At 65.0% G+C, this 21,892-nt stretch carries 25 protein-coding genes and 1 pseudogene; 10 read left to right on the forward strand and 16 right to left on the reverse strand.

The features are described 5' to 3' along the window. Positions 1-193: 193 nt before the first annotated feature. Complete coding sequence (locus QA639_RS07260) at positions 194-769, forward strand: bifunctional transcriptional activator/DNA repair enzyme AdaA (protein ID WP_050384269.1); 576 nt, start codon at positions 194-196, stop codon at positions 767-769. A gap of 19 nt (positions 770-788) precedes the next feature. Further along, positions 789-1,256, forward strand: a complete 468-nt coding sequence (locus QA639_RS07265) for a PaaI family thioesterase (RefSeq protein ID WP_028333022.1) — start codon at positions 789-791, stop codon at positions 1,254-1,256. Between the two features lie 193 nt (positions 1,257-1,449). On the opposite strand, the gene QA639_RS07270 is transcribed toward QA639_RS07265, so the two are convergent. Next, positions 1,450-1,914 (reverse strand): ester cyclase, encoded by a 465-nt coding sequence (locus QA639_RS07270; protein WP_028333023.1) that lies wholly within the window; start codon positions 1,912-1,914, stop codon positions 1,450-1,452. 248 nt (positions 1,915-2,162) lie between these two features. Here QA639_RS07270 and QA639_RS07275 point away from each other — a divergent pair, with 248 nt between their 5' ends. After that, positions 2,163-2,360 (forward strand): hypothetical protein, encoded by a 198-nt coding sequence (locus QA639_RS07275; RefSeq protein WP_028333024.1) that lies wholly within the window; start codon positions 2,163-2,165, stop codon positions 2,358-2,360. Between the two features lie 17 nt (positions 2,361-2,377). On the opposite strand, the gene QA639_RS07280 is transcribed toward QA639_RS07275, so the two are convergent. Together QA639_RS07280 and QA639_RS07285 are read right to left on the reverse strand one after the other, a co-directional pair. Further along, complete coding sequence (locus QA639_RS07280; RefSeq protein ID WP_283089447.1) at positions 2,378-3,577, reverse strand: hypothetical protein; 1,200 nt, start codon at positions 3,575-3,577, stop codon at positions 2,378-2,380. A 108-nt stretch (positions 3,578-3,685) separates the two neighbouring features. Further along, on the reverse strand, positions 3,686-4,162 hold the full coding sequence (locus QA639_RS07285) for a MarR family winged helix-turn-helix transcriptional regulator (protein WP_283089448.1): 477 nt from the start codon (positions 4,160-4,162) through the stop codon (positions 3,686-3,688). Positions 4,163-4,261: 99 nt separating this feature from the next. On the opposite strand from QA639_RS07285, the gene QA639_RS07290 reads away from it, so the two are divergent. Beyond that, complete coding sequence (locus QA639_RS07290; protein ID WP_283089449.1) at positions 4,262-4,630, forward strand: antibiotic biosynthesis monooxygenase family protein; 369 nt, start codon at positions 4,262-4,264, stop codon at positions 4,628-4,630. A 31-nt stretch (positions 4,631-4,661) separates the two neighbouring features. Here QA639_RS07290 and QA639_RS07295 read toward each other — a convergent pair whose 3' ends face one another. From QA639_RS07295 to QA639_RS07305, 3 genes are all read right to left on the reverse strand, one after another. Next, the gene (locus QA639_RS07295) at positions 4,662-4,952 is read right to left on the reverse strand and encodes a hypothetical protein (RefSeq protein WP_028333028.1); all 291 of its coding nucleotides are present in this window, start codon (positions 4,950-4,952) and stop codon (positions 4,662-4,664) included. A gap of 92 nt (positions 4,953-5,044) precedes the next feature. Then, positions 5,045-6,691 carry a chaperonin GroEL gene (groL, locus tag QA639_RS07300; protein ID WP_050384228.1) on the reverse strand — a complete coding sequence of 549 codons (1,647 nt, stop codon included), beginning with the start codon at positions 6,689-6,691 and terminating at the stop codon, positions 5,045-5,047. A 176-nt stretch (positions 6,692-6,867) separates the two neighbouring features. After that, on the reverse strand, positions 6,868-7,164 hold the full coding sequence (locus QA639_RS07305) for a co-chaperone GroES (RefSeq protein WP_018269780.1): 297 nt from the start codon (positions 7,162-7,164) through the stop codon (positions 6,868-6,870). Positions 7,165-7,482: 318 nt separating this feature from the next. Here QA639_RS07305 and QA639_RS07310 point away from each other — a divergent pair, with 318 nt between their 5' ends. Continuing rightward, positions 7,483-8,001: a hypothetical protein gene (locus QA639_RS07310; RefSeq protein ID WP_026192247.1), complete on the forward strand. Its 519-nt coding sequence runs from the start codon at positions 7,483-7,485 to the stop codon at positions 7,999-8,001. 236 nt (positions 8,002-8,237) lie between these two features. Here QA639_RS07310 and QA639_RS07315 read toward each other — a convergent pair whose 3' ends face one another. The 3 genes from QA639_RS07315 to QA639_RS07325 all read right to left on the reverse strand — a co-directional run bounded on the left by QA639_RS07315 (position 8,238) and on the right by QA639_RS07325 (position 10,468). Beyond that, positions 8,238-8,516, reverse strand: a complete 279-nt coding sequence (locus tag QA639_RS07315) for a hypothetical protein (RefSeq protein ID WP_244978575.1) — start codon at positions 8,514-8,516, stop codon at positions 8,238-8,240. Positions 8,517-8,703: 187 nt separating this feature from the next. After that, complete coding sequence (locus QA639_RS07320; protein ID WP_244978569.1) at positions 8,704-9,183, reverse strand: hypothetical protein; 480 nt, start codon at positions 9,181-9,183, stop codon at positions 8,704-8,706. A 508-nt stretch (positions 9,184-9,691) separates the two neighbouring features. After that, positions 9,692-10,468, reverse strand: coding sequence for a protein phosphatase CheZ (locus QA639_RS07325; RefSeq protein ID WP_157344565.1), 777 nt, complete (start codon positions 10,466-10,468; stop codon positions 9,692-9,694). A gap of 309 nt (positions 10,469-10,777) precedes the next feature. On the opposite strand from QA639_RS07325, the gene QA639_RS07330 reads away from it, so the two are divergent. After that, positions 10,778-11,584 (forward strand): L,D-transpeptidase family protein, encoded by an 807-nt coding sequence (locus tag QA639_RS07330; protein WP_050384226.1) that lies wholly within the window; start codon positions 10,778-10,780, stop codon positions 11,582-11,584. A gap of 229 nt (positions 11,585-11,813) precedes the next feature. Here QA639_RS07330 and QA639_RS07335 read toward each other — a convergent pair whose 3' ends face one another. The 5 genes from QA639_RS07335 to QA639_RS07355 all read right to left on the reverse strand — a co-directional run bounded on the left by QA639_RS07335 (position 11,814) and on the right by QA639_RS07355 (position 17,071). Further along, complete coding sequence (locus tag QA639_RS07335; protein WP_283089450.1) at positions 11,814-12,695, reverse strand: DUF2076 domain-containing protein; 882 nt, start codon at positions 12,693-12,695, stop codon at positions 11,814-11,816. A 205-nt stretch (positions 12,696-12,900) separates the two neighbouring features. Continuing rightward, entirely contained in the window at positions 12,901-13,746 is an 846-nt protein-coding gene (locus QA639_RS07340) for a ChbG/HpnK family deacetylase (RefSeq protein WP_283089451.1), read from the reverse strand. Continuing rightward, positions 13,743-14,789: a glycosyltransferase family 2 protein gene (locus QA639_RS07345; protein WP_016848036.1), complete on the reverse strand. Its 1,047-nt coding sequence runs from the start codon at positions 14,787-14,789 to the stop codon at positions 13,743-13,745. Before QA639_RS07345 ends, QA639_RS07340 begins: the two co-directional genes overlap by 4 nt. Before the next feature lie 141 nt (positions 14,790-14,930). Further along, positions 14,931-15,908 carry an ATP phosphoribosyltransferase gene (hisG, locus tag QA639_RS07350; RefSeq protein WP_028333035.1) on the reverse strand — a complete coding sequence of 326 codons (978 nt, stop codon included), beginning with the start codon at positions 15,906-15,908 and terminating at the stop codon, positions 14,931-14,933. Continuing rightward, positions 15,905-17,071, reverse strand: coding sequence for an ATP phosphoribosyltransferase regulatory subunit (locus QA639_RS07355; RefSeq protein WP_028333036.1), 1,167 nt, complete (start codon positions 17,069-17,071; stop codon positions 15,905-15,907). Before QA639_RS07355 ends, hisG begins: the two co-directional genes overlap by 4 nt. Positions 17,072-17,241: 170 nt before the next feature. Between QA639_RS07355 and QA639_RS07360 the strand changes: the two genes are divergently transcribed. Together QA639_RS07360 and QA639_RS07365 are read left to right on the forward strand one after the other, a co-directional pair. After that, positions 17,242-17,559 carry a type II toxin-antitoxin system ParD family antitoxin gene (locus QA639_RS07360; protein WP_283089452.1) on the forward strand — a complete coding sequence of 106 codons (318 nt, stop codon included), beginning with the start codon at positions 17,242-17,244 and terminating at the stop codon, positions 17,557-17,559. A 61-nt stretch (positions 17,560-17,620) separates the two neighbouring features. Beyond that, complete coding sequence (locus QA639_RS07365; protein ID WP_283090549.1) at positions 17,621-17,863, forward strand: type II toxin-antitoxin system RelE/ParE family toxin; 243 nt, start codon at positions 17,621-17,623, stop codon at positions 17,861-17,863. A 142-nt stretch (positions 17,864-18,005) separates the two neighbouring features. Here QA639_RS07365 and QA639_RS41845 read toward each other — a convergent pair. Beyond that, positions 18,006-18,769: pseudogene (locus tag QA639_RS41845) on the reverse strand (IS5 family transposase). A 68-nt stretch (positions 18,770-18,837) separates the two neighbouring features. After that, positions 18,838-19,590 (reverse strand): 16S rRNA (uracil(1498)-N(3))-methyltransferase, encoded by a 753-nt coding sequence (locus QA639_RS07380; protein WP_283089453.1) that lies wholly within the window; start codon positions 19,588-19,590, stop codon positions 18,838-18,840. A gap of 449 nt (positions 19,591-20,039) precedes the next feature. Between QA639_RS07380 and QA639_RS07385 the strand changes: the two genes are divergently transcribed. Together QA639_RS07385 and ubiA are read left to right on the forward strand one after the other, a co-directional pair. Then, positions 20,040-20,771 carry a hypothetical protein gene (locus tag QA639_RS07385; protein ID WP_283089454.1) on the forward strand — a complete coding sequence of 244 codons (732 nt, stop codon included), beginning with the start codon at positions 20,040-20,042 and terminating at the stop codon, positions 20,769-20,771. A 10-nt stretch (positions 20,772-20,781) separates the two neighbouring features. Continuing rightward, positions 20,782-21,714, forward strand: a complete 933-nt coding sequence (ubiA, locus tag QA639_RS07390; RefSeq protein ID WP_028333041.1) for a 4-hydroxybenzoate octaprenyltransferase — start codon at positions 20,782-20,784, stop codon at positions 21,712-21,714. Positions 21,715-21,892 lie beyond the last annotated feature (178 nt).

A 21,892-nucleotide genomic window follows, 5' to 3' on the forward strand; every position in this document is an offset into this window, starting at 1 on the left:
TCGATGGCGCGAAGCATGATCCTCGAAACTAAATCGAGCCTTAATTTTCGGTGACCGAACTGCGGCGGCACGAAGTCTTTTGGTCGCAGGCCCCCGTAGATGCCCGGGTATCTTCCGCATGCAGCGGTCGTTTCCGGACGTCGTCTCCGCAAAGCGGGTCGTCGCGGCGCGCGGGCGGGGCTATAGCGGTCGCATGCTCGATTTCGCCGCACAATATGCAGCCTTTCAGCGCCGCGACCCGGCCTGGGACGGCGTCGTGTTCGTCGCGGTCAAGACCACCGGCGTGTATTGCCGCCCGGTCTGCCGGGCGCGCACGCCGCTCGCGCGCAATGTGCGGTTCTATGGCAGCGCGGCGTCGGCCGAGCGTGCTGGCTTCAGGCCCTGCCTGCGCTGCCGTCCCGAGGCGGCGCCGTTCTGCCCGGCCTGGAAAGGCACCAGGACGACCGTCGAGCGCGCCCTGGCGCTGATCGAGGAAGGCGCGCTCGACCGCGGCAATGTCGAAGCGTTGGCGGTGCGGCTCGGCGTCGGCGCGCGGCATCTGTCGCGTCTGTTCGCCGAGCATCTCGATGCCTCGCCGCTCCAGGTCGCGCTGTCGCTGCGCGTGCAGCGCGCCAAGCGCCTGATCGACGGCAGCGAGCTGCCGCTTGCGTTGGTGGCGCGGCACGCCGGCTTCTCCAGCGCGCGGCGCATGAATGCCGCATTCGCAAAACTCTACGGTCGCTCCGCCGCGTCGCTGCGGCGCAAGCGGCCAACCGTCGCGATGCAATAAACCCCGATGGAGATCGGCAATGGCCAAGAGCTACGGCACCGTCAGTGCGGAACAGAAGCTTAAGATGAGCGGCCTCGCATTCGTGCAGGGCCTCGCCAGCGGCGCATTGCCGCTCAACACGATCGCGCGGACACTCGGTTATGACGTCACCGAAGCCGAGCGCGGCCGCGTCGTCGTCACGCTGGTGCCGACCGACGCGCATCTCAATCCGGCAGGCACCGTGCATGGCGGCCTCACCGCGACGCTGCTCGATAGCTGCATGGGGCTTGCGGTGCAGTCGACGCTTGATGCCGGCACCAGCCAGACAACTCTCGAGTTCAAGATCTCGCTGGTGCGTCCGATCACGCCCGACACTGGTCCGATCAGGGCCGAGGGCCAGGTGCTCAATTGCGGCCGCCGCATCGGCACCGCCGAAGGCAGGGTCACCGACGGGAAGGGAAGATTGCTCGCGCACGGCACGACGACGTGCCTGATCTTTCCGGCTTGATACTGAGTTGCTGTGGAGAGAATCCGCCGGCACCGCCTCGCGAGATGCCGTGCGGGCGCGGCTACATTGGAATCTGTCCAGCGAGCCTGCGCGTTAGAGAGCTTCGATTTCACTGAGCTGTTCGATTGCGTTACCCGAACGCACGAAACGTGCGTTCGGGTAGCCGTGATGCGATCGTCGATGAAGCCGCCGGTCAACCGGCGTAGCCGCTCTGTTCAGGCAAGCGAATGAGGCCGAGCTGAAACATGGCGGTCAGCGCATCTTCCTGGCCGAGCTCCTCGGCGATCCGTCCGTCCCGCACGCGTAGCACGGTGGTGCCGGCGAACGTCATCTTGCGTCCGGAGGCCGCCGGCAGCGAGCCGAGCCGGAAGTCGCTGAACGCAGGCCCGGTGTGGGTGCCGCCGCCTTCCCAGCGGCCGACCACGAGGTCGCCTTCCGCGACGAGATCGCCGACGCCCCAGAAATTCAGATCCGGAAACGCCTCGCGAAACTCGGTGATGAATTGCGTGACCGCGGCGCGGCCCTTCTTCGGTTCATGCATCGGGTAGTGCACGACAATGTCTGGCGTCGCGAGCTCTTCGATGATGCGCGGATTCCACGGGTTTCCCCAAAAGCCCTCGAACCAGCGGCCTACAACCTTCTTGTTTTCCTCTGACATCTCTTCGTCTCCATTTGCATGTTGCCGGCATCGCGACCGGCGTTGTGTCGATGCGCGCATTAGGCATTTTGAGACGCGTGTCGGACCACCCGATTCCAGATCGGGCGTGCAGCCGGCTTTCGGACGAGATTCCGCTTTGTCGATATGGCGCTTAGCGCCGCTTCTCGAACGTCGTCGCGCTATCGGGAAGCGGGTGGCCCGCGCAACACGCTCGCGAAAACCTGTTCGCGATCACACAGGAGACCATCATGCGCAACTTCGATGCGATCGCCGCGCTGCGCGGTGACGGGCTTCGTCCCGAGCTGCGGGCGTTGCTCGATCGTGCCGCGACCGATCCTCGTTCCGAATTGTTCGTCAGAAGCGACGGGATGCTTCAGTCCGGCCCGGACGCAGCTCCACAGCCGGTGCGCGACAACGTCGTGCTGCTGAAGACGAGGGCTGCCTAATCAGGAGAGCGGCGGCCTTACCGCCACACCGACTTGTCGGCGTCCCAGCGCTGGCCCTTGAATTCCTTGAGCAGCGCGTCGATCGCGCCATTGTCGTCCCTGGTCTCGCTGCCTTCCTCGTCGCTGCTGGAATCGTCGGACAGGTTCAGCTTGGCGCCGGCGCTGTCGTCCGATGTCGAGACGGTGGGGCTCGAGACCCACAGCATCAGCCGGTCAGAGCTTCCGGGCTTGTCGGGCGAGACCAGGGCAGTGACCTCGTAATTCTGGGTGAGGCCGAGTGCCGGGTAGATCGTGCTGGGCCGCTTCAGCACCAGCTTGAGCTTGCCGGTGTTCGCGTTCCATGTCGCCGAGCCGGGCTTTGCGGCAAGCGTCTTCGCCAGCACGCCCGCGATCGCCGATGCCAGCTTGTCCTTGTTGATCTTGTCGCCCTCGCGCCAATCGGCGGCGGCAAAGCGGATGGTGCGGTCCATCTCGACCACGCCGCTGGTCCAGCCGGCAGCGGTGACGCCGGGCGCCGATTTCGCCTTGGCGAGCAGCGCGCCGGCGCGCTCGGGATCGACGGTGAGGTTGATGGTCTGCTCGCCGGAGCGCATCGCATCGCAGGTCACCGCGAGGCTGGAGGTGCCGATCTCGACGGCCTCGCCCTTCAGGCTCTTGAGGAAATCCGCCGCCGCATCGAGCTTCACCCGCACACCGATCGATTCCGGCGAAACGTCGGTGAAATCCTTCGGCTGCGGAGTGATGCCGTCCTCGGTGGCCTGGTTGTCCTGGAATTCCTTCTCGCTGAGATCGGAATTGTCCGTCGAGGCGACCTCGGTCACGGTCTGGCCGATCGTGATCTGGCCGCGGAACTCAAAGCCGTCGCCGGTTTGCTTGCGGTTCAGTTTGACGGTGACCGGCTGCTTGTCGGCGACGCTCTGGGCGGTGCCGGAAAGCGTCTGGCCGCTGACGGTCAAGTTGGCGACGAAGCGGTCTTTGCGGTCGGAGCTCTTGTCGGCGGGATAGCAGACGTCGAGCACGGCCGCGGTCACGGTCTTGCCCTGGCGGGTTTCCTTCAGGACGACGTCGGCATTGCCGTCCATCAGGCCGTCGATCGAGGTGAAATAGCGCGTCTCGGGGCCGCTGGCGGGCGCCGCCTTCGATTGCAGCTTCATCTGGGCGAAAGCAGGCGCCGAGGCGACAGCAAGGCCGAGCAGCAGGAGCGGGAGCGCGCGCATACGATAAGTCCTCGAAGGGCAGAATCGGTTCCGTCGTAACTAGCAAACCTCCATGTCATTGGCCAAAAAAGAAGGCCGCCTAACGGCGGCCTCGCGCCGCGATCGCGGTCATGTGCGTTGGTCAGGTTCCTCGCCGCTCTCCAGCCGGCCGCGCAGCACCGTCACGACCCGGCTCACGGTTTCGAGGTCCTTCATCGACAGCCCGTCGGCGAGGCCGTTCACCCAGGGCAGCTGCAGGCGCATGGCCGCGTCGAAGCTTTGCCGCCCCTTGGCGGTCAGCACCACGAGCTGGGCACGGCGGTGATGCGGGTTGGTCTCGAAGGCGACGAGCCCGTCCCGTTCGAGGTCGTTGACGATCCGCTGCACGTTCTGTCTGGCCGCGCCAAGGTCGCGTGCCAGCCAGGCGACCGGCTGTGGGCGCTCGGCGGCGACGATCGCGCCGAGGATCTGCCAGCGCGCGCTGGTCAGCCCGAGCCCGGCCACCAGCCGGTCGCCTGATGTGAACAGCAGGCTGTTGAGCCTGAACAGGTCGGGAATCAGGGAGCTCAGGGCTTCGCCCGCCAGCGTTCGTCTTGCATTAGGCATTTGTCACCATGTAAACGTGTTGACATCATAATGTCAATATCTATATGTATCGCATCAGCGCGAAATGACATCATAACACCATATCGAACGGAGCCAACCATGCCGCAGATGCGCCCCCTGGACCCCGCTTTCCCGATCGACCGCCAGCTCGCGGTCGATGCCAGCAACGTCGTGCTCGTCAACCTCTTCACCCTCGATGCGGCCGACGAGGACACCTTTCTCAAGGCCTGGCAGGACGACGCCGCCATCATGAAGCGGCAGCCGGGTTTCATCTCGACCCAGCTGCACCGCGCGATTGGCGACAGCCCGGCCTATCTGAACTACGCGGTCTGGGAATCCACCGCCGCCTTCCGCGCCGCCTTCATGAACCCCGAGTTCAGGGCCAAGCTCTCGGCCTATCCCGCCTCGGCGACGGCCTCGCCGCACCTGTTCCAGAAGGTCGCGGTCCCGGGTGTTTGCGTGGGGTAACAGCCTGTCAGGCCGTCGCGTCAAGGATCGCTCAGCTGCGGACCAGCATGCCGACCCCGAGCGTGGCGGCAGCGGCCAGAAACGAGATGTCCAGAAACCGCAGCGGCGCCTTTGGACGATGACCGACAGAACCGGAAATGACGTAATAGACGCCATAACCCGCGCCGAGGACGGCGAACGTCAACGTTTGCTTGATCCAGAACGTCAGAACGACCGCAAAATCATCGATGCTGTTCGAGGAATAGGTGCCTAACGCAAGCAACGCGCCGATCGCGTAGAACAGCACAAGCGTCAACGTCAGTGATTTGGCGTCGCGGGACATCAGATGATCCTTGCACCCCGATCGTAATCAAACTGCAAAAAAGGCCGCCCGGAGGCGGCCTTCGATTGCGATGCGGATTGCGCGGGTAAGGCTTAGAAGCCGCCCATGCCGCCCATTCCACCCATGCCGCCGCCGCCCGGCATTGCCGGCGCTGCGTCCTTCGGCAGTTCGGCGACCATGGCCTCGGTGGTCACGAGCAGACCGGCCACGGAGGAGGCGTCCTGCAAGGCGGTGCGCACCACCTTGGCGGGGTCGATGATGCCCTTGTCGACCATGTCGACATAGTCCTCGGTCTGCGCGTCGAAGCCGAAGGTCTCCGACTTGTTTTCGAGGATCTTGCCGACCACGATCGAGCCCTCGACACCGGCGTTCTCCGAGATCTGGCGGACCGGAGCTTCGAGCGCCTTGAGCACGATGTTGATGCCGGCTTGGACGTCGGCATTCGGGTTGGTGAGCCGGCCGACCGCCTTCTTGGCGCGCAGCAGCGCGACGCCGCCGCCGGGCACGATGCCTTCCTGCACCGCGGCGCGGGTCGCGTTCAGCGCGTCCTCGACACGGTCCTTCTTCTCCTTGACCTCGACCTCGGTCGCACCGCCGACCTTGATCACCGCAACGCCGCCCGCGAGCTTGGCAAGGCGCTCCTGCAGCTTCTCGCGGTCGTAGTCCGAGGTGGTCTCCTCGATCTGCGCCTTGATCTGGCCAACGCGGGCGTCGATGTCCTTCTTCTTGCCGGCGCCCTTAACGATCGTGGTGTTCTCCTTGTCGATCACGATCTTGCCGGCGCGGCCGAGCATGTTCACCGTGACGTTCTCGAGCTTCATGCCGAGGTCGTCGGAGATCAGCTGACCGCCGGTCAGGATCGCGATGTCCTCCAGCATCGCCTTGCGGCGATCGCCGAAGCCCGGCGCCTTGACGGCGGCGACCTTGAGCCCGCCGCGCAGGCGGTTGACGACCAGGGTCGCCAGCGCCTCGCCCTCGACGTCCTCGGCGAGGATCAAGAGCGGACGGCCCGACTGCACCACGGCTTCCAGCACCGGCAGCATGGCCTGCAGACCGGACAGCTTCTTCTCGTGCAGCAGGATGTAGGCATCCTCGAGTTCGGCAGTCATCTTCTCGGCGTTGGTGATGAAGTAGGGGCTGAGGTAGCCGCGGTCGAACTTCATGCCCTCGACGATATCGACCTCGGTCTCGAGCGACTTGTTCTCCTCGACGGTGATCACGCCCTCGTTGCCGACCTTCTGCATTGCCTGCGCGATCATCTTGCCGATCGCGGCATCGCCATTGGCCGAGATGGTGCCGACCTGGGCGACTTCGGACGAGGAGGCGACCGGCTTGGCGCGCTTCTCGATGTCCTTGATCACGGCCGATACTGCCGTGTCGATGCCGCGCTTGAGGTCCATCGGGTTCATGCCGGCGGCGACCGACTTGGCGCCCTCGCGGACGATGGCCTGCGCCAGCACGGTCGCGGTGGTGGTGCCGTCACCGGCGGTGTCGTTGGTCTTGGAAGCAACCTCGCGCAGCATCTGCGCGCCCATGTTCTCGAACTTGTCGTCGAGCTCGATCTCCTTGGCGACGGTGACGCCGTCCTTGGTGATGCGGGGAGCGCCGAAGCTCTTCTCGATGACGACGTTGCGGCCCTTGGGGCCGAGCGTCACCTTCACGGCGTTGGCGAGCACGTCGACACCGCGCAGCATGCGGTCGCGGGCGTCTCCGGCGAATTTTACGTCCTTGGCAGCCATTGATTTGAACTCCTGGAATGTTTCGGTGCGGGCGCCGGCATCTGCGATCGTCGTTGCCGGGCTTGACCCGGCAATCCATCGTCCTTGCGAGAATCTTGCGAAGATTGATGGATGCCCGGGTCAAGCCCGGGCATGACAGCTAGAGGGTGCGGCGGGTTCTGGAATTGCCGGCCTTATTACGCCAGCACGCCCATGATGTCGGACTCCTTCATGATCAGGAGCTCCTGGTTGTCGAGCTTGACCTCGGTGCCCGACCATTTGCCGAACAGCACGCGGTCGCCGACCTTGAGGTCGATCGGGATCAGCTTGCCGGCCTCGTCGCGGCCACCCGGGCCGACGGCGACGATCTCGCCCTGGGACGGCTTCTCCTTCGCCGAGTCCGGAATGATGATGCCGCCCTTGGATTTCTCCTCGGCATCGATACGCTTGACCACGACGCGGTCGTGCAGGGGGCGGAAGGTGGATTTAGCCATGACGTTCCCTCTTGGAGGCTCGGTTTCAGGTCCGGTTCATCGGGACCGGCGTTGGATGCCGGCCCGGTCGGCGCTGGGCAGGACGCCCGACGCTTTTAGCAATCGTGGTGCAAGAGTGCTAATTGTGGGCCGGGAAATATGGCTTGGCGCAGTTTCTGTCAAGCAAACGGGTTAAGGCCTTGGTGAGGCCAATATAGGATGGTGGACCAGAAACCAAATCGTAGCGATGACGTAATTTTGTCAGACGTCATTGCTCCGTCTTAAGTTTTACGCTTGGCTGCGGGACGGGTGCGGCCGGGACATAGTCGGGGGATGCATATGATCAGGTCATTCAACGCGCGATTGGTCGCACGGTTCGCGGCTGTTTCGGCGCTGACGACACTCTTGGGGGCGTGCGGCAGCATGAGCCTGCCGTCGTTGTCGTCGAACCCTGAGCCGGCGCCAGCCGAGCCGGGGGTCGCCCCCGAAATGCCCGCGAGCATCCGCGCCGACGAGATCGTCGGCCGCTGGGGTCTCGCCTCGTTCCAGAATCCCGCCGATCGCGCCCGCACCGAGGCCGCCGCGCGCGGCCAGTGCAAGCAGCCTTACGTGATCGGCGCCGGCCAGAACGGCGGCGTGATCATGCATCTGGCCGACCAGGCCACCCCGCAGGAACTGCGGCTGAAGGGTTCCCCGAGCGGCAAGAACTATATCGGCCCGCCAGGACCGACGCCCGGCGAGCAGGACCGCGAGATCGTCTCGTTCGACGGCCGCGTCATGATCACCCGCTTCGTCGACAAGGACGCCGGGGTCCGCTACGGCAACATGGTCTATGTCCGCTGCGCCCCGAGGGCGTAAAAGCGAGCAATCAGTTTTTGGCCGATCTTTGACCTGACCGCACAGCGCGGTGCGCCTCTTCCCTTGTGGGAGAGGCCGGATTGCATCGTCAGATGCAAAGCGGGTGAGGGTCTTCCTCCGCGCGTGACCCTCTCTCGTTTGCTGGCTCGCGGATAGAACCCCTCATCCGGCGCGGATTGCGTCCGCGCCACCTTCTCCCACAAGGGGAGAAGGCAAGGAGACCCGCAAACACGGCCTTATCGCCGCACGCCAACCCGATTGACGCCGCCATTCAAATTGCCGCCCGCATTGTGGCGGACCGCAGCGCGCGCCACCGGACGAGGCCTGAGCACAACGCCTGCCCGCGCCACGCAGCCTGCCGGATAACCGACATACGTGCAGTAGATCACCGCGTTGGCCGGTGCTGGACTGAGAGCGGCGCCTGCAAACCCCAACATCAGGCTCGCCGCTATTCCCGCAAACGTCACTGACTTGGTCGAAACAATGTTCGTCCGACGCATGGTGATCCTCCTCATCGCACGTGAACCGAAGGTGATGGAGCCCGCTTCAGATGCGGCCCAAGGTATCGTCAGTGGCAAGGGGGGAGGCGATGTTGACGTAGATCAACGCCGCGCGCGACCCGTCGCCGCGTGAGATCGATCTGCTTCATCGTGAAAGAGGGCGGCTCGTTGAGCCGCCCTCTGCGATGCCGTTGCGCCGACGTCACTGGCAGACGTACATGCGGCCGTCAGACATTTTCGTCATCGTGCCAGGCTCGCAGCCGATACCGTTGGCTGCCTTGTACTCCGTCCATCCGGCATAGCCGTAATACGGACTGATCCTTTGGTAGGCTCGTGCCGGATAGTAGGGCTGGCCAAAGTAGGGATCCGTCTGGGCGGCATACGAATTGGTCCAATCGTTTGTGCCCCAGCCGGAATAGGCCGGCGCAGTAGCGGCAGCCGCAGCGACAGCTGCCGTAGCGGCGACGCCCGCGCCAACCCCGTATCCGTACGCGGCGCGCCGGGTCTGACGACGCGCAACGCCCGCGACGCTCACGGGCGTCAGCGGTCGGCCCACACGCGCCTGGGCGCTTTCGACCGAAGCCGAAATGCCGCCCTGCTCAGACCAGGTGACGGAGAACAGTGTCGCACAAACGAAAGTCGAGAGCGCAATTGCAGTATTCCTGACAATTCCTTGCGTCATGTTCAATCTCCAGTGTTGAGTACTCCAGTGGCTCCCCCCAAAATCAGTGATCCGATAACAAGGCGTACGCGATCAGCGCGAATGAAAGAAATCCGCCGCTGATCGTCACAGCTACAAAAGGCGGCCTCGCGCTTCGGCAGCGTGCGAAAGATGGCAGTCCGCCCTCGTTGGATACGCACGGCGAATGGCTGCGAACCTGCGATTGTGTGATGAGTGGACGTGCAAGCCCCGCGCGGGGACGACCGGATTTACTCCGGAAGTCCCATGCAACCGGCACCCTGTTGGCTCCCGGCATACGCATGACAATTTCCCCTCACGCACAGTATGCGTCAGCGATGCCAAAGCTGCCAGTAACTTTCCAATTGTCGCAATTGGCACAAACTGCATGTGGTGGCCGCAATTTGCGTGGTTCGTCTATCGCCGGTGACCCGCTGCGAGCGCTGGCCCATGGCTCAAACAAAAACGCCGGCCCGAGGGCCGGCGTTTTGTATTCTGCCGATGCGATCGCTCAGTTGAACATCGCGTCGATGTCGTCCTGCGAGGCGTGGCCGGCGTCGCCGTCGAGCTTCGGACCGTTGAGCAGGCGGGCATCGCCCTCGCGGGTGTCGACGATCGCCGGGACGTGGGACTTGATCGCGTCGACGCCGCCCCAGATGTTCATCATCTCGTTGATGTGCTGTTCGATGAACTTCATCGTCTGCATCACCTTGCTGATGCGCTGGCCGGTGAGGTCCTGGAAGTTGCAGGCCTCGAAGATCGAGACCACGCGCTCCTGAATATCTTCGCTGAGCCGCTTTTGCTGGTCGGGCGTGACGTTGTTGGCCAGCGCGGTTGCGGCCTGGTCGATCGCCTCCACCGCCTCGAGGATCTGCTGGGTGGCCTGTTCGGTGCCGCCGACCACGGCGCCGAGCTCGCCATTGACCTTGGCCATCTCCTCGCCGTTGAAGCTCTTGCCGTGCAGCACGGCGATCTCGCGCTTGGTGCGGCTGATCGCGTCGTGGATCAGGTCGAGCTCGACCTTGAGCTTCTCGCACTGTTCGACCTGCGCACGGTAGGTCTCGAGCAGTGCGTGGGTCTCGGCGACTTCGCGGGCGACCGCGGCATCGACGCTGTCGCCGGTGCGCTGTGCCGGTGCTGCGGCCATCTGGGCGCGGATCGAGCGAAGCTCGGCCATGATCTCGCGATGCATCGGACCGAGATCGGGGCCGCTGGAAACATCCTGCTCCGGCATCACCACCTCGCCCATCGCCTGCTCGACACGAAAACGCTTGCGCTTCACTGACATGATTTCATTCCCGCCCCTTCACTGAAGTCCGTTCTAGACGGAGCGGATTTAACGTCAGGTTCACGCCGGAACTGTTGGCGCGGATAGCGCGCAAGCGCGGCGACACCGGCGATTAACCATGTCGCCGCGCCGTTCACGCAAAATAAACGCTGTCGGGGAAAACCGCGCTCCATTGCCGATGTGGTGAATCGAAACGGCCGCTCCGTTTACCAAACCGATGCGGTTTTCATTGCTTATTGACCACGTGCAACGGCGCAAAGTCGGCGCCGCGCGCATCACGTCACGACGAAACCAGTACAGAGTACGTCGATGTTCAGGAAAACCACGCTTGCGCTGCTCGCCGGCGCGTCTTCTCTTATTGCCGTTCCCCATCACGCCATGGCGATCGACGCGGCAGCGCCCGCCGGGCCCGCCGTCATCTACGCCAATCAGGGCGCTCCGCAGCCGCCGATGCGCACCGCCTATGTGCAGCCGCAGCGCCCCAACATGGGCGGCGGCTTCATCGAATTCCTGTTCGGCGATGCGCCGTCGTCGCAGGGTTATTCGCCGCAGCCGATGTATCAGCAGCAGCCCGGCTATTACGGCAACCGTCAGCTGCCGCCGATGGATCCGCAGCAGCAGATGCTCCGGCAGCAGGAGGAGGCCGCGGGCGATCCGGCGCAGCGTCCGTTCGATCCGAGATACGAGAAGCAACTGGTCGACTATAGCGGCAAGGAAAGCGCCGGCACCATCGTCGTCGATACGCCGAACAAGTTTCTCTATCTGGTGCAGGGCGACGGCCGCGCGCTGCGCTACGGCATCGGCGTCGGACGGCCCGGCTTCACCTGGGCGGGCGTGAAGACGATCTCGGCCAAGAAGGAGTGGCCGGCCTGGACGCCGCCGCCGGAAATGCTGGCGCGCCGTCCCGACCTGCCGCGGCACATGGAAGGCGGCCCGGAAAATCCGCTCGGCGCCCGCGCGATGTATCTGGGCTCCTCGCTCTACCGCATACACGGCTCCAACGAGCCCTGGACGATCGGCACCAACGTCTCGTCCGGCTGCATCCGGATGCGCAACGAGGACGTCATCGACCTCTACGGCCGCGTCAATGTCGGCGCCAGGGTTGTCGTGATGTGAAGTTGTAGCCGAGCGCGAAGCGGGTACGACGATTACGAAATCTGCGTCGTCCCGGCGCAGGCCGGACCCATACGCCGCGGCTTCTCGGTTCGAGGCGGTGTGGGTTGCCGATCGTGCGCAACAATCGAGATCGGTGGTTATGGGTCCCGGCCTGCGCCGGGACGACGTCGGAATCAAAACGGCCGCTCGGTGAGAGCGGCCGTTTGTCGTTCAGGCGACACGCCTGCGCTTACGCGTAATTGCTGTCGTCACCGTCTCCGCCGCCGTCGAAGCCGCCGTCATCGTCATCATTATCGAAGTCGTCGGAATCGTGGTCGTTGTCGTTGTTGTTGTCGTTGTTGTTGTTCTCATTGTTGTTGTTCGACGCCTGGTCGAACAGGCCGGAGCGCGAGCCGCTATCGCGGTTGGAGCCGATGTCGTTGACCCCGGCGTCACGCGCGAGGTCGCTGGACGACTGGTCGCCGCCCCAAGGACGCGACCCGCCACCGAGGCCGCTGGAATCGGCCAGCGACTGGTGGCTTCCGCCACCCATCATGCCGCGGATGCTGGAGAGCAACAGTCCGCCGCCGACCACGCCGGCGGCGGCCGCCGCCGCGGTGCCGAGGAACGAGCCGCCACCGCCGCCCGGCGCGCCGCCGAACGCCGGCGGCTGCGGGCCGCCATAGCCCTGGCCGTAGGGTTGCGCGGGCTGGCCGTAAGGCTGGCCGTAGCCGCCGCCGGCCTGTTGCATCGCCTGGCCCGAGTTCCAGACCGGGCGGCTGCCCGGATCGCGGCCGCCCATGTCGGGCGCCCGCACCGGCGGCACCGAACCATGCTGCTGGCCCTGTCCGCCGAAGATCGCATCGCGCATCGAGTCGAGGAAACCGCCGCCCTGCTGCTGGGCTCCCTGCTGCTGGCCGACCGCGGCCTCGAGTTCCTGGATCCGGTCGTGGGCGCGCTTCAGCGCCTCGTCCTGCACCAGCGCGGTCTGCACCAGCGCGTAGACCGCATTCGGCGCGCTGCGCAGGCCCTGTATGATCGCGGACATGGCCTCGCCGTCGCGCGGGGCATTCTCCAGCTTGGCGAGCCGGTCGAAGAGATCGTCGATCAGTTGGCGTTCTTGCGGTGTCATGGCGTTCTCCATCGCGTCGATCGAATCGGCGCGTCCGAGATGTAGGACGGGGTTTGTGGCGCAAGGAGTGGGGGCCAGAATTAAATTTATGTATGCGACAATACGACCGGCGGCTTTTCGTGAACCTTAAAGCGTTTTCGAGCGAAGCGGGGGCCGGTTCGCGTGAAGAAAACGCGTCAAAAACAAGGGTCAGGCAAGTGTAACTTTATTCGAGTGTAACTTTATTCAGGGCCAGCAGGGCGGCGAAATCGTCGCCTGCCAGATAGGCATGCTCGGTCTCGCGCTGCGTCGTCAGAGGGTCGAGGCTCTTCAGCGTTTCATCGACGAAACCGGGATGGCACATCACGAGCCCGTCCTCCGGCATGCCGTCGAGGAAGCCCTGCATCAGCGCCGCGAAATCATTGCCGCGCGTAAAATCATAGGCGCCGGCGAAGGCCGGATTGAACCGCAGGCTTGCGCGCTGCGCCTTGATCCGGAACTGCGTGCTGAGCACGTTCAGCACCAGCGCCTTCGGCGCCGCCGCCAGCTGGCGCGCCAGCGGGCCTTCGCGGCCGCACTGCCGCACCCAGGCGTTGGGCGCGCGCTCCTTCACGGCGCGCAGGAAGCCGTCGCGCACCTGCGGGAACAGCTGCGCGTGCTGATGACCGTCGACGAAGTCGGGTGCGCGGCCGAACAGATCGTGGAAGGCGTCGAGCTGCGCCAGCACCTCGGCATGGACCAGTTCGGCGTCGAGCCGATGCATCAGCCCGGCGCGCAGCAGCCGCGGGAAGGGCAGGAACATGTCGCCGTCGAGCGGGCGGAAATGCATCGTCAGCGGCCGGAACGGTGCGGTCAATGTCACATGCAGCCCGATCGCGCAACGCGGGCTGCTCGCCACCGATGCCGTGAGTGCGCTGGCCGCATCGCGGCCGATCGCCGGCGTCACGGTCATCACCGATGTCGCATTGAGGCGGCCGCGCTCGATCAGGTCGCGGATCGCGCGGTTGACGCCGTCGCTTAAGCCATAATCGTCAGCACACAGCCAGATCCGGCGCGGCGTATCGGTGTTCATTCCGCGGCGGTCCGCTCGGAGGCATTTTGCGCCGCGCCGCCGTCGGCGTGCTTCTCGGTGTGCTCGGCGACGAAGTAGATCGGCCGCGCCTTCAGCTCGGAGAGGATCTTGCCGATATATTCGCCGACGATGCCGATCATGATCAGCTGCACGCCGCCGATCGTCATCATGCCGATCATCAGCGACGGATAGCCGGGGACCTGCTTGCCGGTGGTCAGCACTTCCCACAGGATCGAGAGGCCGAACAGGAACGCCGCGCCGGCGAGCAGCGCGCCGAGCAGGCTGGCAAAGCGCAGCGGTGCCACCGAGAACGAGGTCAGGCCCTCGATCGACAGGCCGATCAGCCGGCCGGCGTTGAAGGTGGTGACGCCGTGCGCGCGCGGCGCGGGCTCGTAGTCGACGCGGATCTGCCTGAAGCCGATCCAGCTGGCGAGGCCCTTGAAGAAGCGGTTGCGCTCAGGCAATTGCCGCAGGGCCGCGGCCGCGCGCGGCGACAGCAGGCGGAAGTCGCCGGCATCCTCCGGGATCTGCTGCCGGGCGCCCCAGTTGATCAGCGCGTAGAAGCCCCGCACGGCCAGCCGCCGCGCGGCCGATTCATTGTCGCGATGCGCCTTCGCCGTGTAGACCACGTCGTAGCCGTCATCGATCCAGTGCGCGACCAGTTGCTCCACCAGCGTCGGCGGATGCTGGCCGTCGCCATCCATGAACAGCACCGCGCCGCGGCGGGCGTGGTCGAGGCCGGCCATCAGCGCCGCCTCCTTGCCGAAATTGCGCGACAGCGACACCACCTGCAGGTCGAGTCCGTCGGCGGGCAGGCCGCGCGCGATCATCAGCGTGTTGTCGGCGCTGCCGTCATCGACATAGATCACCTCGCAGGCGAGGCCATAGCGGGCGCGCAGCGTCTTGGCGAGGTTGATCAGCCGCTCATGCAACGCAGCAAGCCCGGCCGCCTCGTTGTAGACGGGCACGACGATCGACAGACCCTGCCCGGCGGCGGTCTTGGCGGTCGTGGTCAGGCTGGAAACGTCAGAGCCCAGCATCATCGGTCAGGTTCCAGATCTAGAGCGTTTTCGAGCGAAATGGCCTTCCGCCTCGCACGAAGACACCGCGTCAAAACGAGAGATCCCTCGAACACAATATGGTACCGCAGGGCAGCTGTCGCCAACATGAACGGCGTGGCCGCCTCATTGTCGCAGGAACGCCTCGAGCCTGGCGAACAGCGGGTTCTCGCGGTCGAACACATAGTCCAGCGACACCACCGACACGGTTTCGGCGCCGTGCTCGCGCAGGAAGCTGCCGAGCGCGTAGAGCTTGCCCGGTGGGCAGTGCAGCGTAAGCATGCCCGACGAGGTCGGGCCGCCGAACGGGGCGACCACGCCGAAGCGGTTATGCGCCTCCGACAGCAGTGCATCGTTGCAGCCGGCGAAGCGGGTGCGGACCTCGCGATACTTGCTGGCACGGGCGCGCGCCGCGATATGGTCGAGGATCACGCGCGCGGTCTCGCGGGCGCCCTTCGACCAGTCGGCATCCTTCGACGCCACCAGATTGGCCTGGCTGCGCAGCATGACGCCGTCGTCGAGCACCTTGAGCCCGTTGGCGGCGAGCGTCGCCCCGGTGGTCGTGATATCGACGATCAGTTCGGCGGTTCCGGCGGCGGGCGCACCCTCGGTGGCGCCGGCGCTTTCGACGATGCGGTAGTCGCCGACGCCGTGTTTGGCAAAGAAGCCGCGCGTCAGATTGATGTATTTGGTCGCCACCCGCATGCGGTGATTGTGCTGCTCGCGGAAGCCCGATGCGACGTCATCGAGGTCGGCCATGGTGCGCACGTCGATCCAGGCCTGGGGCACCGCGACCACGACATTGGCATAGCCGAAGCCGAGGCCTTCGATCATCAGCACGCGCTTGTCGGCATCGGGAATGCTCTCGCGCACCAGGTCCTCGCCGGTGACACCGAGATGCACCGAGCCGCGGGCCAGATTGGCTGCGATCTCGCTCGCCGAGAGATAGGCGATCTCGACATTGTCGACGCCGGCGATGGTGCCGCGATAGTCGCGGGCGCCGCCGGCCTTCGACAAGGTCAGCCCGGCGCGGGCGAAGAAGCTTTCGGCGTTTTCCTGCAGCCGCCCCTTGGAGGGAACGGCGACGACGAAGGGCGTGCTCATTGGGCGGCTCCGAAGGAGGTGGCCTGGCCATGCCGGGTCATCGCCTCGATCCAGACCGAGAAGCCGACCGCAGGGATCGGGGCCGCCGAGCCGAGCTGCGTCATCAGCCCGTCATAGCGGCCGCCGGCGACCAGCGGTTCGGCGCCGTTGCCCTTGGCGTGCAGCTCGAACTCGAAGCCGGTGTAGTAGTCGAGGCCGCGGCCGAACGCGGTGGAGAACCGGGTCTTTCGGATGTCGATGCCGCGCGCGGCCATGAAGCCGATCCGGCTCTCGAGCTGGTCGATCGCGGCGGCAAGGTTCAGCTTGGCCTCGCCAGCTAGCGCGCGCAGCTGCGCGACCGCGTCGTCGGGATCGCCGGTGATCGCCAGGAAGCGCTTGATGGTCGCGACCGCATCGCGCGGCAGCGCGCCGCCCTTCAGCGTCGATTGCTCGAGGAAACGGTCGGCGATCTCGGCGACCGTGCGGCCGCCGACATTGGTGGTGCCGGCGATCGACATCAGATCGGTGACCAGCGCCAGCGCCGCCTTGCGGTCGGAGCCGGCCAGCGCAGCGAGCACGCCCTCATATTCGTTGCGGCCCGGTGCGGTCTTGAGCGTCAGCTGCTCGATGTCGTCGGTCAGCGAGACCTTGCGGTTGAAGTCCTTGATCAACCGGCGCCGCCACACCGGATAGAGGTCGAGCGCATCGATCAGCGCGTTGAACAGCGCGACGTCGCCGGTGCGGATCTCGACGTCCTTCAACCCGAACGCCGTGGTTGCCTCCAGCGCCAGCGCCAGCATCTCGGCATCGGCCGCGGCGCGGTCCTGCCGCCCGAACGATTCGATGCCGGCCTGCAGGAACTGGCTCGGCGCACCGCCGCGATAACGGAACACGGGTCCGAGATAGCTGAAGCCGGCCGGCTGGCCGGCGCGGGCAGAGGCGAGGTAGTCGCGCGCCACCGGGATCGTGAGGTCCGGGCGCAGGCAGAGCTCCTCGCCGCTCGGGTCCGTCGTCAGGTAAAGGCTCTTGCGGATGTCCTCGCCGGAGAGATCAAGGAACGGCTCGGCCGGCTGCAGGATCGTCGGCTCGGACCTTTGATAGCCGGCCTGCGCGAACGAGGCCAGCAGCGCATCCGCCCAAACGGCGGATCCGGCGGCGGATCGTGGTGCGGCAGCTTCGGTCATCTCGACGTCCAATAGGTCCGGACCAGGTTCCGGCGCGGGTTCCAAGGGTGGTTCGGGGCAGCCCTTACCATGGCCGGATCGGGGTTTCGACCGCGATCGGCCAAGTGGCTTAATGATTGCGTGCGTTAACGATTTTACGACGGCTTGGCTAGGCGAAACCGGAACGTTCGATGCTGATGGCAAGTATTGCTAAAGTCTGTGGTCGTTCCCATAATTGGGGTAGGGAGAGTTCCACCATGAACATGAACGTCTCATTGACCGATGAGCTGAGCGAGTTCGTCAAAACCAAGGTTGCGAGCGGCCGCTACACCTCGGCAAGCGAGGTCGTGCGGGAGGCGCTGCGGATCATGGAGCAGACGGAAGAGGCGCGATTGGCGTTCCTTCGCAATGCCTGGGCGGCGGGACAGGCAAGTGGCGACGCTGGACCGGCTGATTTTGCCGAGATCAAGGCGCAGGGGCGAGCCCGGTTGAAGGCAGCGGGCAAGTAAATTGGGAGAGGTTCGCCTTTCCCGGCTCGCGTAGAGCGATCTCGTCGAAATCTGGCTTCTCATCGCATCCGACAAGGGGCCCGCGACGGCAGACCATTGGATCGATCGTATTGAAGCGCGGTGTGGTCAGTTGGCGCAATTCCCTGAATCGGGGCCGGCGCGTCCCGACATCGCCGATGGTGCGAGGATGCTGGTGATTTCGCGCTGGCTGGTGCTGTACGAGATGGTGCCAGGCGGCGTGCGCATCATGCGCGTCATCGATGCCGCGCGGTCTCTTGGGGAGCTGGATTTGTCCGGCGAATAGACGGATTGCGGACCGCCATTCCGGCTAAAGCGCGATGAGATTAGGTTGAATCGTCATCGCGCCTTAGCTCTTTGTTTGAGCATGATCTTTCCGGAAAACCGCTTCGCACTTTTCCGGATCATGCTTTAGGTGGTGTTGACACTTATCGCATCCATAGGACGATTGCAGCGAGCGTGACGATGGCTCGGTAATTTCGGGCGGTCTTTTCGAAGCGGGTTGCGACGCGACGGAACTGCTTGAGCTTGCTGAAGCAGCATTCCACGAGGTGGCGCTGGACATAGAGATGCTTGTCGAGCGGATGTTTGAGGGCTCGCGAGGGGTTGTTGGGGATGACGGCGATCGCGCCTTTGGCTGCGATGGCCTGGCGCAAATGATCGGCGTCATAGGCTGCATCGGCCATGACGACCTCGGCGGGCAATCCCTCGATCAACGTGGCGGCTTGCGGGGCATCGCCCTTCTGGCCTGCGGTGAGGGTGAACCGCACGGGACATCCCAAACCTCGAACGGCCATATGTATCTTGGTGCTCAAGCCGCCGCGCGAGCGCCCGATCGCTTGATCTTCAGACCCCCTTTTTTTGCCCCGGCGGCGTGCTGATGCGCCCGGACGATGGTGGAATCGACGATCAAATATTCGAAGTCCGGATCATCGGACATCGCCTCGAAGATCCGCAACCAGACACCCTTGGTGCTCCATCGACTGAAGCGCCGGAACACGCTGTTCCAATCCCCAAACGCCTCCGGAAGATCACGCCAGGGAGAGCCCGTGCGAACGATCCAGAGCACCCCTTCCACGAACATCCGGTTGTCGCGTCCGGTCGAACCTTTCTGGTCGGGCCGGCCAATGATGAGCGGCGCCATGCGCTCCCAAGCCGCGTCGCTCAACACCAAACGATCCATCACACCCAAGGCCGCCTCCCAAAAGAAGCCTTGAATCTGATTTGGCCTCAAAAGGGAATCCCTAGAGTCCACACCGCCTAGCCGTTACCTCTCCAGTCCCCCAGTGCGGCCTGCACCAGCGCGAGCGCGGCGACCGCGGCGGTGTCGGCGCGCAGGATGCGCGGGCCGAGGGCGAGGCGGAGGATGGTGGGCTGGCGCAGCAGCAGCGCGCGCTCCTCCTCGGCGAAGCCGCCTTCCGGGCCGATCAGGACATCGATCCCGGCATTCGCGGCCTTGGCTCCCTGCAGCGCCTGCACCGGGCTTTCGACCTCGGCCGCCTCATCGCAAAACACCAGCAGCCGCGCCGGGTCGCGGCCCGCCAGGAAACGTTCGAGGGGCAGGGGGTCGGCGACCTCGGCGAGCGAGATGATCCCGCATTGCTCGGCGGCCTCGACCACATTGGCGCGCATCCGCTCGCCGTTGACCCGCGACACCTGGGTGAAACGCGTCAGCACCGGCACCAGCCGCGCGGCGCCCATCTCGACCGCCTTCTGCACCATGTAATCGAGCCGCGCATGCTTCAGCGGCGCGAACACATAGGTGACGTCGGGCAGACGGTCCTGTGCGCGGGTCTGTGCCGCGACCGTCAGCGTGTCGGGGCGCTTGCGGCCGGAAATCCCGGCGCGCCATTCGCCGTCACGCCCGTTGAACACCAGCACGCTGTCGCCGGCGCCGAGCCGCAGCACGTTGCCGAGATAGTTGCTCTGATCGCGTTCGAGCGGAACGGTTGCGCCGGCGCCGAGCGGGGCGTCGACAAACAGGCGGGGGCTGCGGAAATCGAGTCCAGGCATGTCCGAGGCGGCTTCATTGCGGTGTGGCAAGTTTACCAAACTGCGCGACACCGTAATCCCGCGGACTCCTCAGGAACTCGCCAGCCAGGTAATATTGAGCGTCGATATATTGCTTCTGTCACCAAGTCATTTCTTTAGTCCAAGGGGCCGCTTGCACGCGGTCCCTTTTGCATTTCGGTCGCCCGCGGCGTGGGCCCATAAATCCAAACCGGGGCCTTGCCGAAAATCCTGTTCAGGCAAATTTGATGGTCCATTTTACCGCCGTTCGTAGCCTAAAGGCTTAGAATCGGGGAACAATTTAATGTGGCCAGTGTGGCCCTACGCCGCGCTGTCGCCCAAATCCACGGGTTGTTAAGGCCTCACAGGAATCGTAAAACGCCCCCAAAATTGGTTGCTTCGTTTTTGTTGCGCTGGGGTTGCCTGGACCTTTTGCCGGAGAAACACCCTCGATGATCCGCCGACTGATCGTGCTGACCGTTGCCGCGACCGTCCTGTCCGTGGGGCAGGCCGCTGCGCAGAGCGCCTTTCCGGCCCCGTTGCCCAATCAGCAAGGGAAGGCCGGCACCGCCTCGGATCCCGCGTTTCCGCCGGTCAATGGTATGCGTCCAAGCCAGGCCGGAACCGCCTCCGATTCCGCATTCCCGCCGGTCAACGGCGCGCCGGCGGCCAGGGTCGGTGCCACGCCCTCGGCATTTCCGAGCAATGGCGCGGCCCCCATCGCCGGTGGCGGGCTGTCGTCGCCGCCCCCGCCGGGTGCAGCTGGTGGTGCCGGCGATGCCTGCATGAAGAATTTCACTCCGCTGCGTGAGGATGCGGAGAAGCGCGGCAAGGCGATCAAGGCGGCGAGCGATCGCCACGCCAGCCCCCAGGAGGCCTGCAAGCTGATCGGCAATTACAGCCAGGCCGAGATCAAGATGATCAAATATGTCGACACCAACGCGGCGAAGTGCGGAATTCCGCCGCAGATCGCCGACCAGCTCAAGGCCGGGCACAAGAATACCGAAGCGCTGCTGAAGAAGGTCTGCAACGTCGCGGAGCAGGCGGCGGCGCAGCCGCGTGGGCCTGCTGGGCCGACCTTGAGCGACGTGCTCGGTTCGTCCGCCTCGCTGCCGGAAGCGACGCCGACCAAGAAGGGCGGCAGCACCTTCGATACGCTGAACGGCAACGTCCTCACCCGTTGATGGATCACCCATGAGCGATGTCTCCACCCGCGTTGCCGACTCCACAGGCAACTGGGTGGATACCCATGCGCCGGTCTGGACGCGGCCCTATCTGCGGCTTGCGCGCTACGACCGGCCGATCGGCTCCTGGCTGCTGCTGATGCCGTGCTGGTGGTCGGCGGCGCTTGCCGCCGGTGTCGCGCACGATGTGCGCTCGCTGCCGCTCGTGGTCCTGCTGTTCTTCATCGGCGCCTTTGTGATGCGCGGCGCCGGCTGCACCTGGAACGACATCACCGATCGCGATCTCGACGCCAAGGTCGAACGCACGCGGTCGCGGCCGATCCCCGCCGGGCAGGTCACGGTGACGCAGGCGGTGGTCTTCATGGTCCTGCAGGCGCTGATCGGGCTTCTCGTGCTGCTGCAGTTCAACCGCTTCGCGGTGTTGACCGGCATCGCCTCGCTTCTGATCGTCGCGATCTACCCGTTCATGAAGCGGATTACCTGGTGGCCGCAGGTCGTGCTCGGCCTTGCCTTCTCCTACGGCGCGCTGATGGGATTTGCGGTGACGCTCGAGCGCATCGATGCGACCGCGATTGCGCTCTACGCCGGATCGATCGCCTGGGTGATCGCCTACGACACCATCTACGCCCATCAGGACGCCGAGGATGATGCGCTGATCGGCGTCAAATCCACCGCGCGCCTGTTCGGTGCACGCACCCATCGTGCGCTCGTGATCTTCTATGGTCTCGCCGTGCTCTTGATCGGCGTGGCGTTCGCACTCGCGGGGGCGCGCTGGCCGGCCTGGATCGGGCTAGCGGCGTTTGCGATGCATCTCGCCTGGCAGGTCCGGCGGCTCGACACCAGCGATGGCGCGCTCTGCCTGCGCATCTTCAAGTCCAACCGCGACGCCGGCTTGATCCTGTTCGCGAGCCTGGTCGTCGACGCGGTGCTGCGCGCGGCGTGATGACTTCGCAGGATGGGTGGAGCGGAGCGATACCCATCATTCTCGCCGCAGGACAAGAGTTGATGGGTTTCGCTTCGCTCTACCCATCCTACGCAGCTCGAAAATGACGGCGAGAGGTGCGACAAATCACGCATGCGCGGATGATGACACCGCGTGGTGTGAGACGATGAATCGAGAC

The sequence above is a fragment of the Bradyrhizobium pachyrhizi genome, from assembly GCF_029714545.1.
In the GTDB taxonomy this organism is placed as follows: Bacteria; Pseudomonadota; Alphaproteobacteria; order Rhizobiales; family Xanthobacteraceae; genus Bradyrhizobium; species Bradyrhizobium pachyrhizi.

What these genes read in the sequence shown, in the direction of transcription:
- QA639_RS07260 (WP_050384269.1), top strand. Translation starts at nt 194, where the DNA reads ATGCTCGATTTCGCCGCACAATATGCAGCCTTTCAGCGCCGCGACCCG.
- QA639_RS07265 (WP_028333022.1), top strand. Translation starts at nt 789, where the DNA reads ATGGCCAAGAGCTACGGCACCGTCAGTGCGGAACAGAAGCTTAAGATG.
- QA639_RS07270 (WP_028333023.1), bottom strand. Translation starts at nt 1,914, where the DNA reads ATGTCAGAGGAAAACAAGAAGGTTGTAGGCCGCTGGTTCGAGGGCTTT.
- QA639_RS07275 (WP_028333024.1), top strand. Translation starts at nt 2,163, where the DNA reads ATGCGCAACTTCGATGCGATCGCCGCGCTGCGCGGTGACGGGCTTCGT.
- QA639_RS07280 (WP_283089447.1), bottom strand. Translation starts at nt 3,577, where the DNA reads ATGCGCGCGCTCCCGCTCCTGCTGCTCGGCCTTGCTGTCGCCTCGGCG.
- QA639_RS07285 (WP_283089448.1), bottom strand. Translation starts at nt 4,162, where the DNA reads ATGCCTAATGCAAGACGAACGCTGGCGGGCGAAGCCCTGAGCTCCCTG.
- QA639_RS07290 (WP_283089449.1), top strand. Translation starts at nt 4,262, where the DNA reads ATGCCGCAGATGCGCCCCCTGGACCCCGCTTTCCCGATCGACCGCCAG.
- QA639_RS07295 (WP_028333028.1), bottom strand. Translation starts at nt 4,952, where the DNA reads ATGTCCCGCGACGCCAAATCACTGACGTTGACGCTTGTGCTGTTCTAC.
- groL (WP_050384228.1), bottom strand. Translation starts at nt 6,691, where the DNA reads ATGGCTGCCAAGGACGTAAAATTCGCCGGAGACGCCCGCGACCGCATG.
- QA639_RS07305 (WP_018269780.1), bottom strand. Translation starts at nt 7,164, where the DNA reads ATGGCTAAATCCACCTTCCGCCCCCTGCACGACCGCGTCGTGGTCAAG.
- QA639_RS07310 (WP_026192247.1), top strand. Translation starts at nt 7,483, where the DNA reads ATGATCAGGTCATTCAACGCGCGATTGGTCGCACGGTTCGCGGCTGTT.
- QA639_RS07315 (WP_244978575.1), bottom strand. Translation starts at nt 8,516, where the DNA reads ATGAGGAGGATCACCATGCGTCGGACGAACATTGTTTCGACCAAGTCA.
- QA639_RS07320 (WP_244978569.1), bottom strand. Translation starts at nt 9,183, where the DNA reads ATGACGCAAGGAATTGTCAGGAATACTGCAATTGCGCTCTCGACTTTC.
- QA639_RS07325 (WP_157344565.1), bottom strand. Translation starts at nt 10,468, where the DNA reads ATGTCAGTGAAGCGCAAGCGTTTTCGTGTCGAGCAGGCGATGGGCGAG.
- QA639_RS07330 (WP_050384226.1), top strand. Translation starts at nt 10,778, where the DNA reads ATGTTCAGGAAAACCACGCTTGCGCTGCTCGCCGGCGCGTCTTCTCTT.
- QA639_RS07335 (WP_283089450.1), bottom strand. Translation starts at nt 12,695, where the DNA reads ATGACACCGCAAGAACGCCAACTGATCGACGATCTCTTCGACCGGCTC.
- QA639_RS07340 (WP_283089451.1), bottom strand. Translation starts at nt 13,746, where the DNA reads ATGAACACCGATACGCCGCGCCGGATCTGGCTGTGTGCTGACGATTAT.
- QA639_RS07345 (WP_016848036.1), bottom strand. Translation starts at nt 14,789, where the DNA reads ATGATGCTGGGCTCTGACGTTTCCAGCCTGACCACGACCGCCAAGACC.
- hisG (WP_028333035.1), bottom strand. Translation starts at nt 15,908, where the DNA reads ATGAGCACGCCCTTCGTCGTCGCCGTTCCCTCCAAGGGGCGGCTGCAG.
- QA639_RS07355 (WP_028333036.1), bottom strand. Translation starts at nt 17,071, where the DNA reads ATGACCGAAGCTGCCGCACCACGATCCGCCGCCGGATCCGCCGTTTGG.
- QA639_RS07360 (WP_283089452.1), top strand. Translation starts at nt 17,242, where the DNA reads ATGCTGATGGCAAGTATTGCTAAAGTCTGTGGTCGTTCCCATAATTGG.
- QA639_RS07380 (WP_283089453.1), bottom strand. Translation starts at nt 19,590, where the DNA reads ATGCCTGGACTCGATTTCCGCAGCCCCCGCCTGTTTGTCGACGCCCCG.
- QA639_RS07385 (WP_283089454.1), top strand. Translation starts at nt 20,040, where the DNA reads ATGATCCGCCGACTGATCGTGCTGACCGTTGCCGCGACCGTCCTGTCC.
- ubiA (WP_028333041.1), top strand. Translation starts at nt 20,782, where the DNA reads ATGAGCGATGTCTCCACCCGCGTTGCCGACTCCACAGGCAACTGGGTG.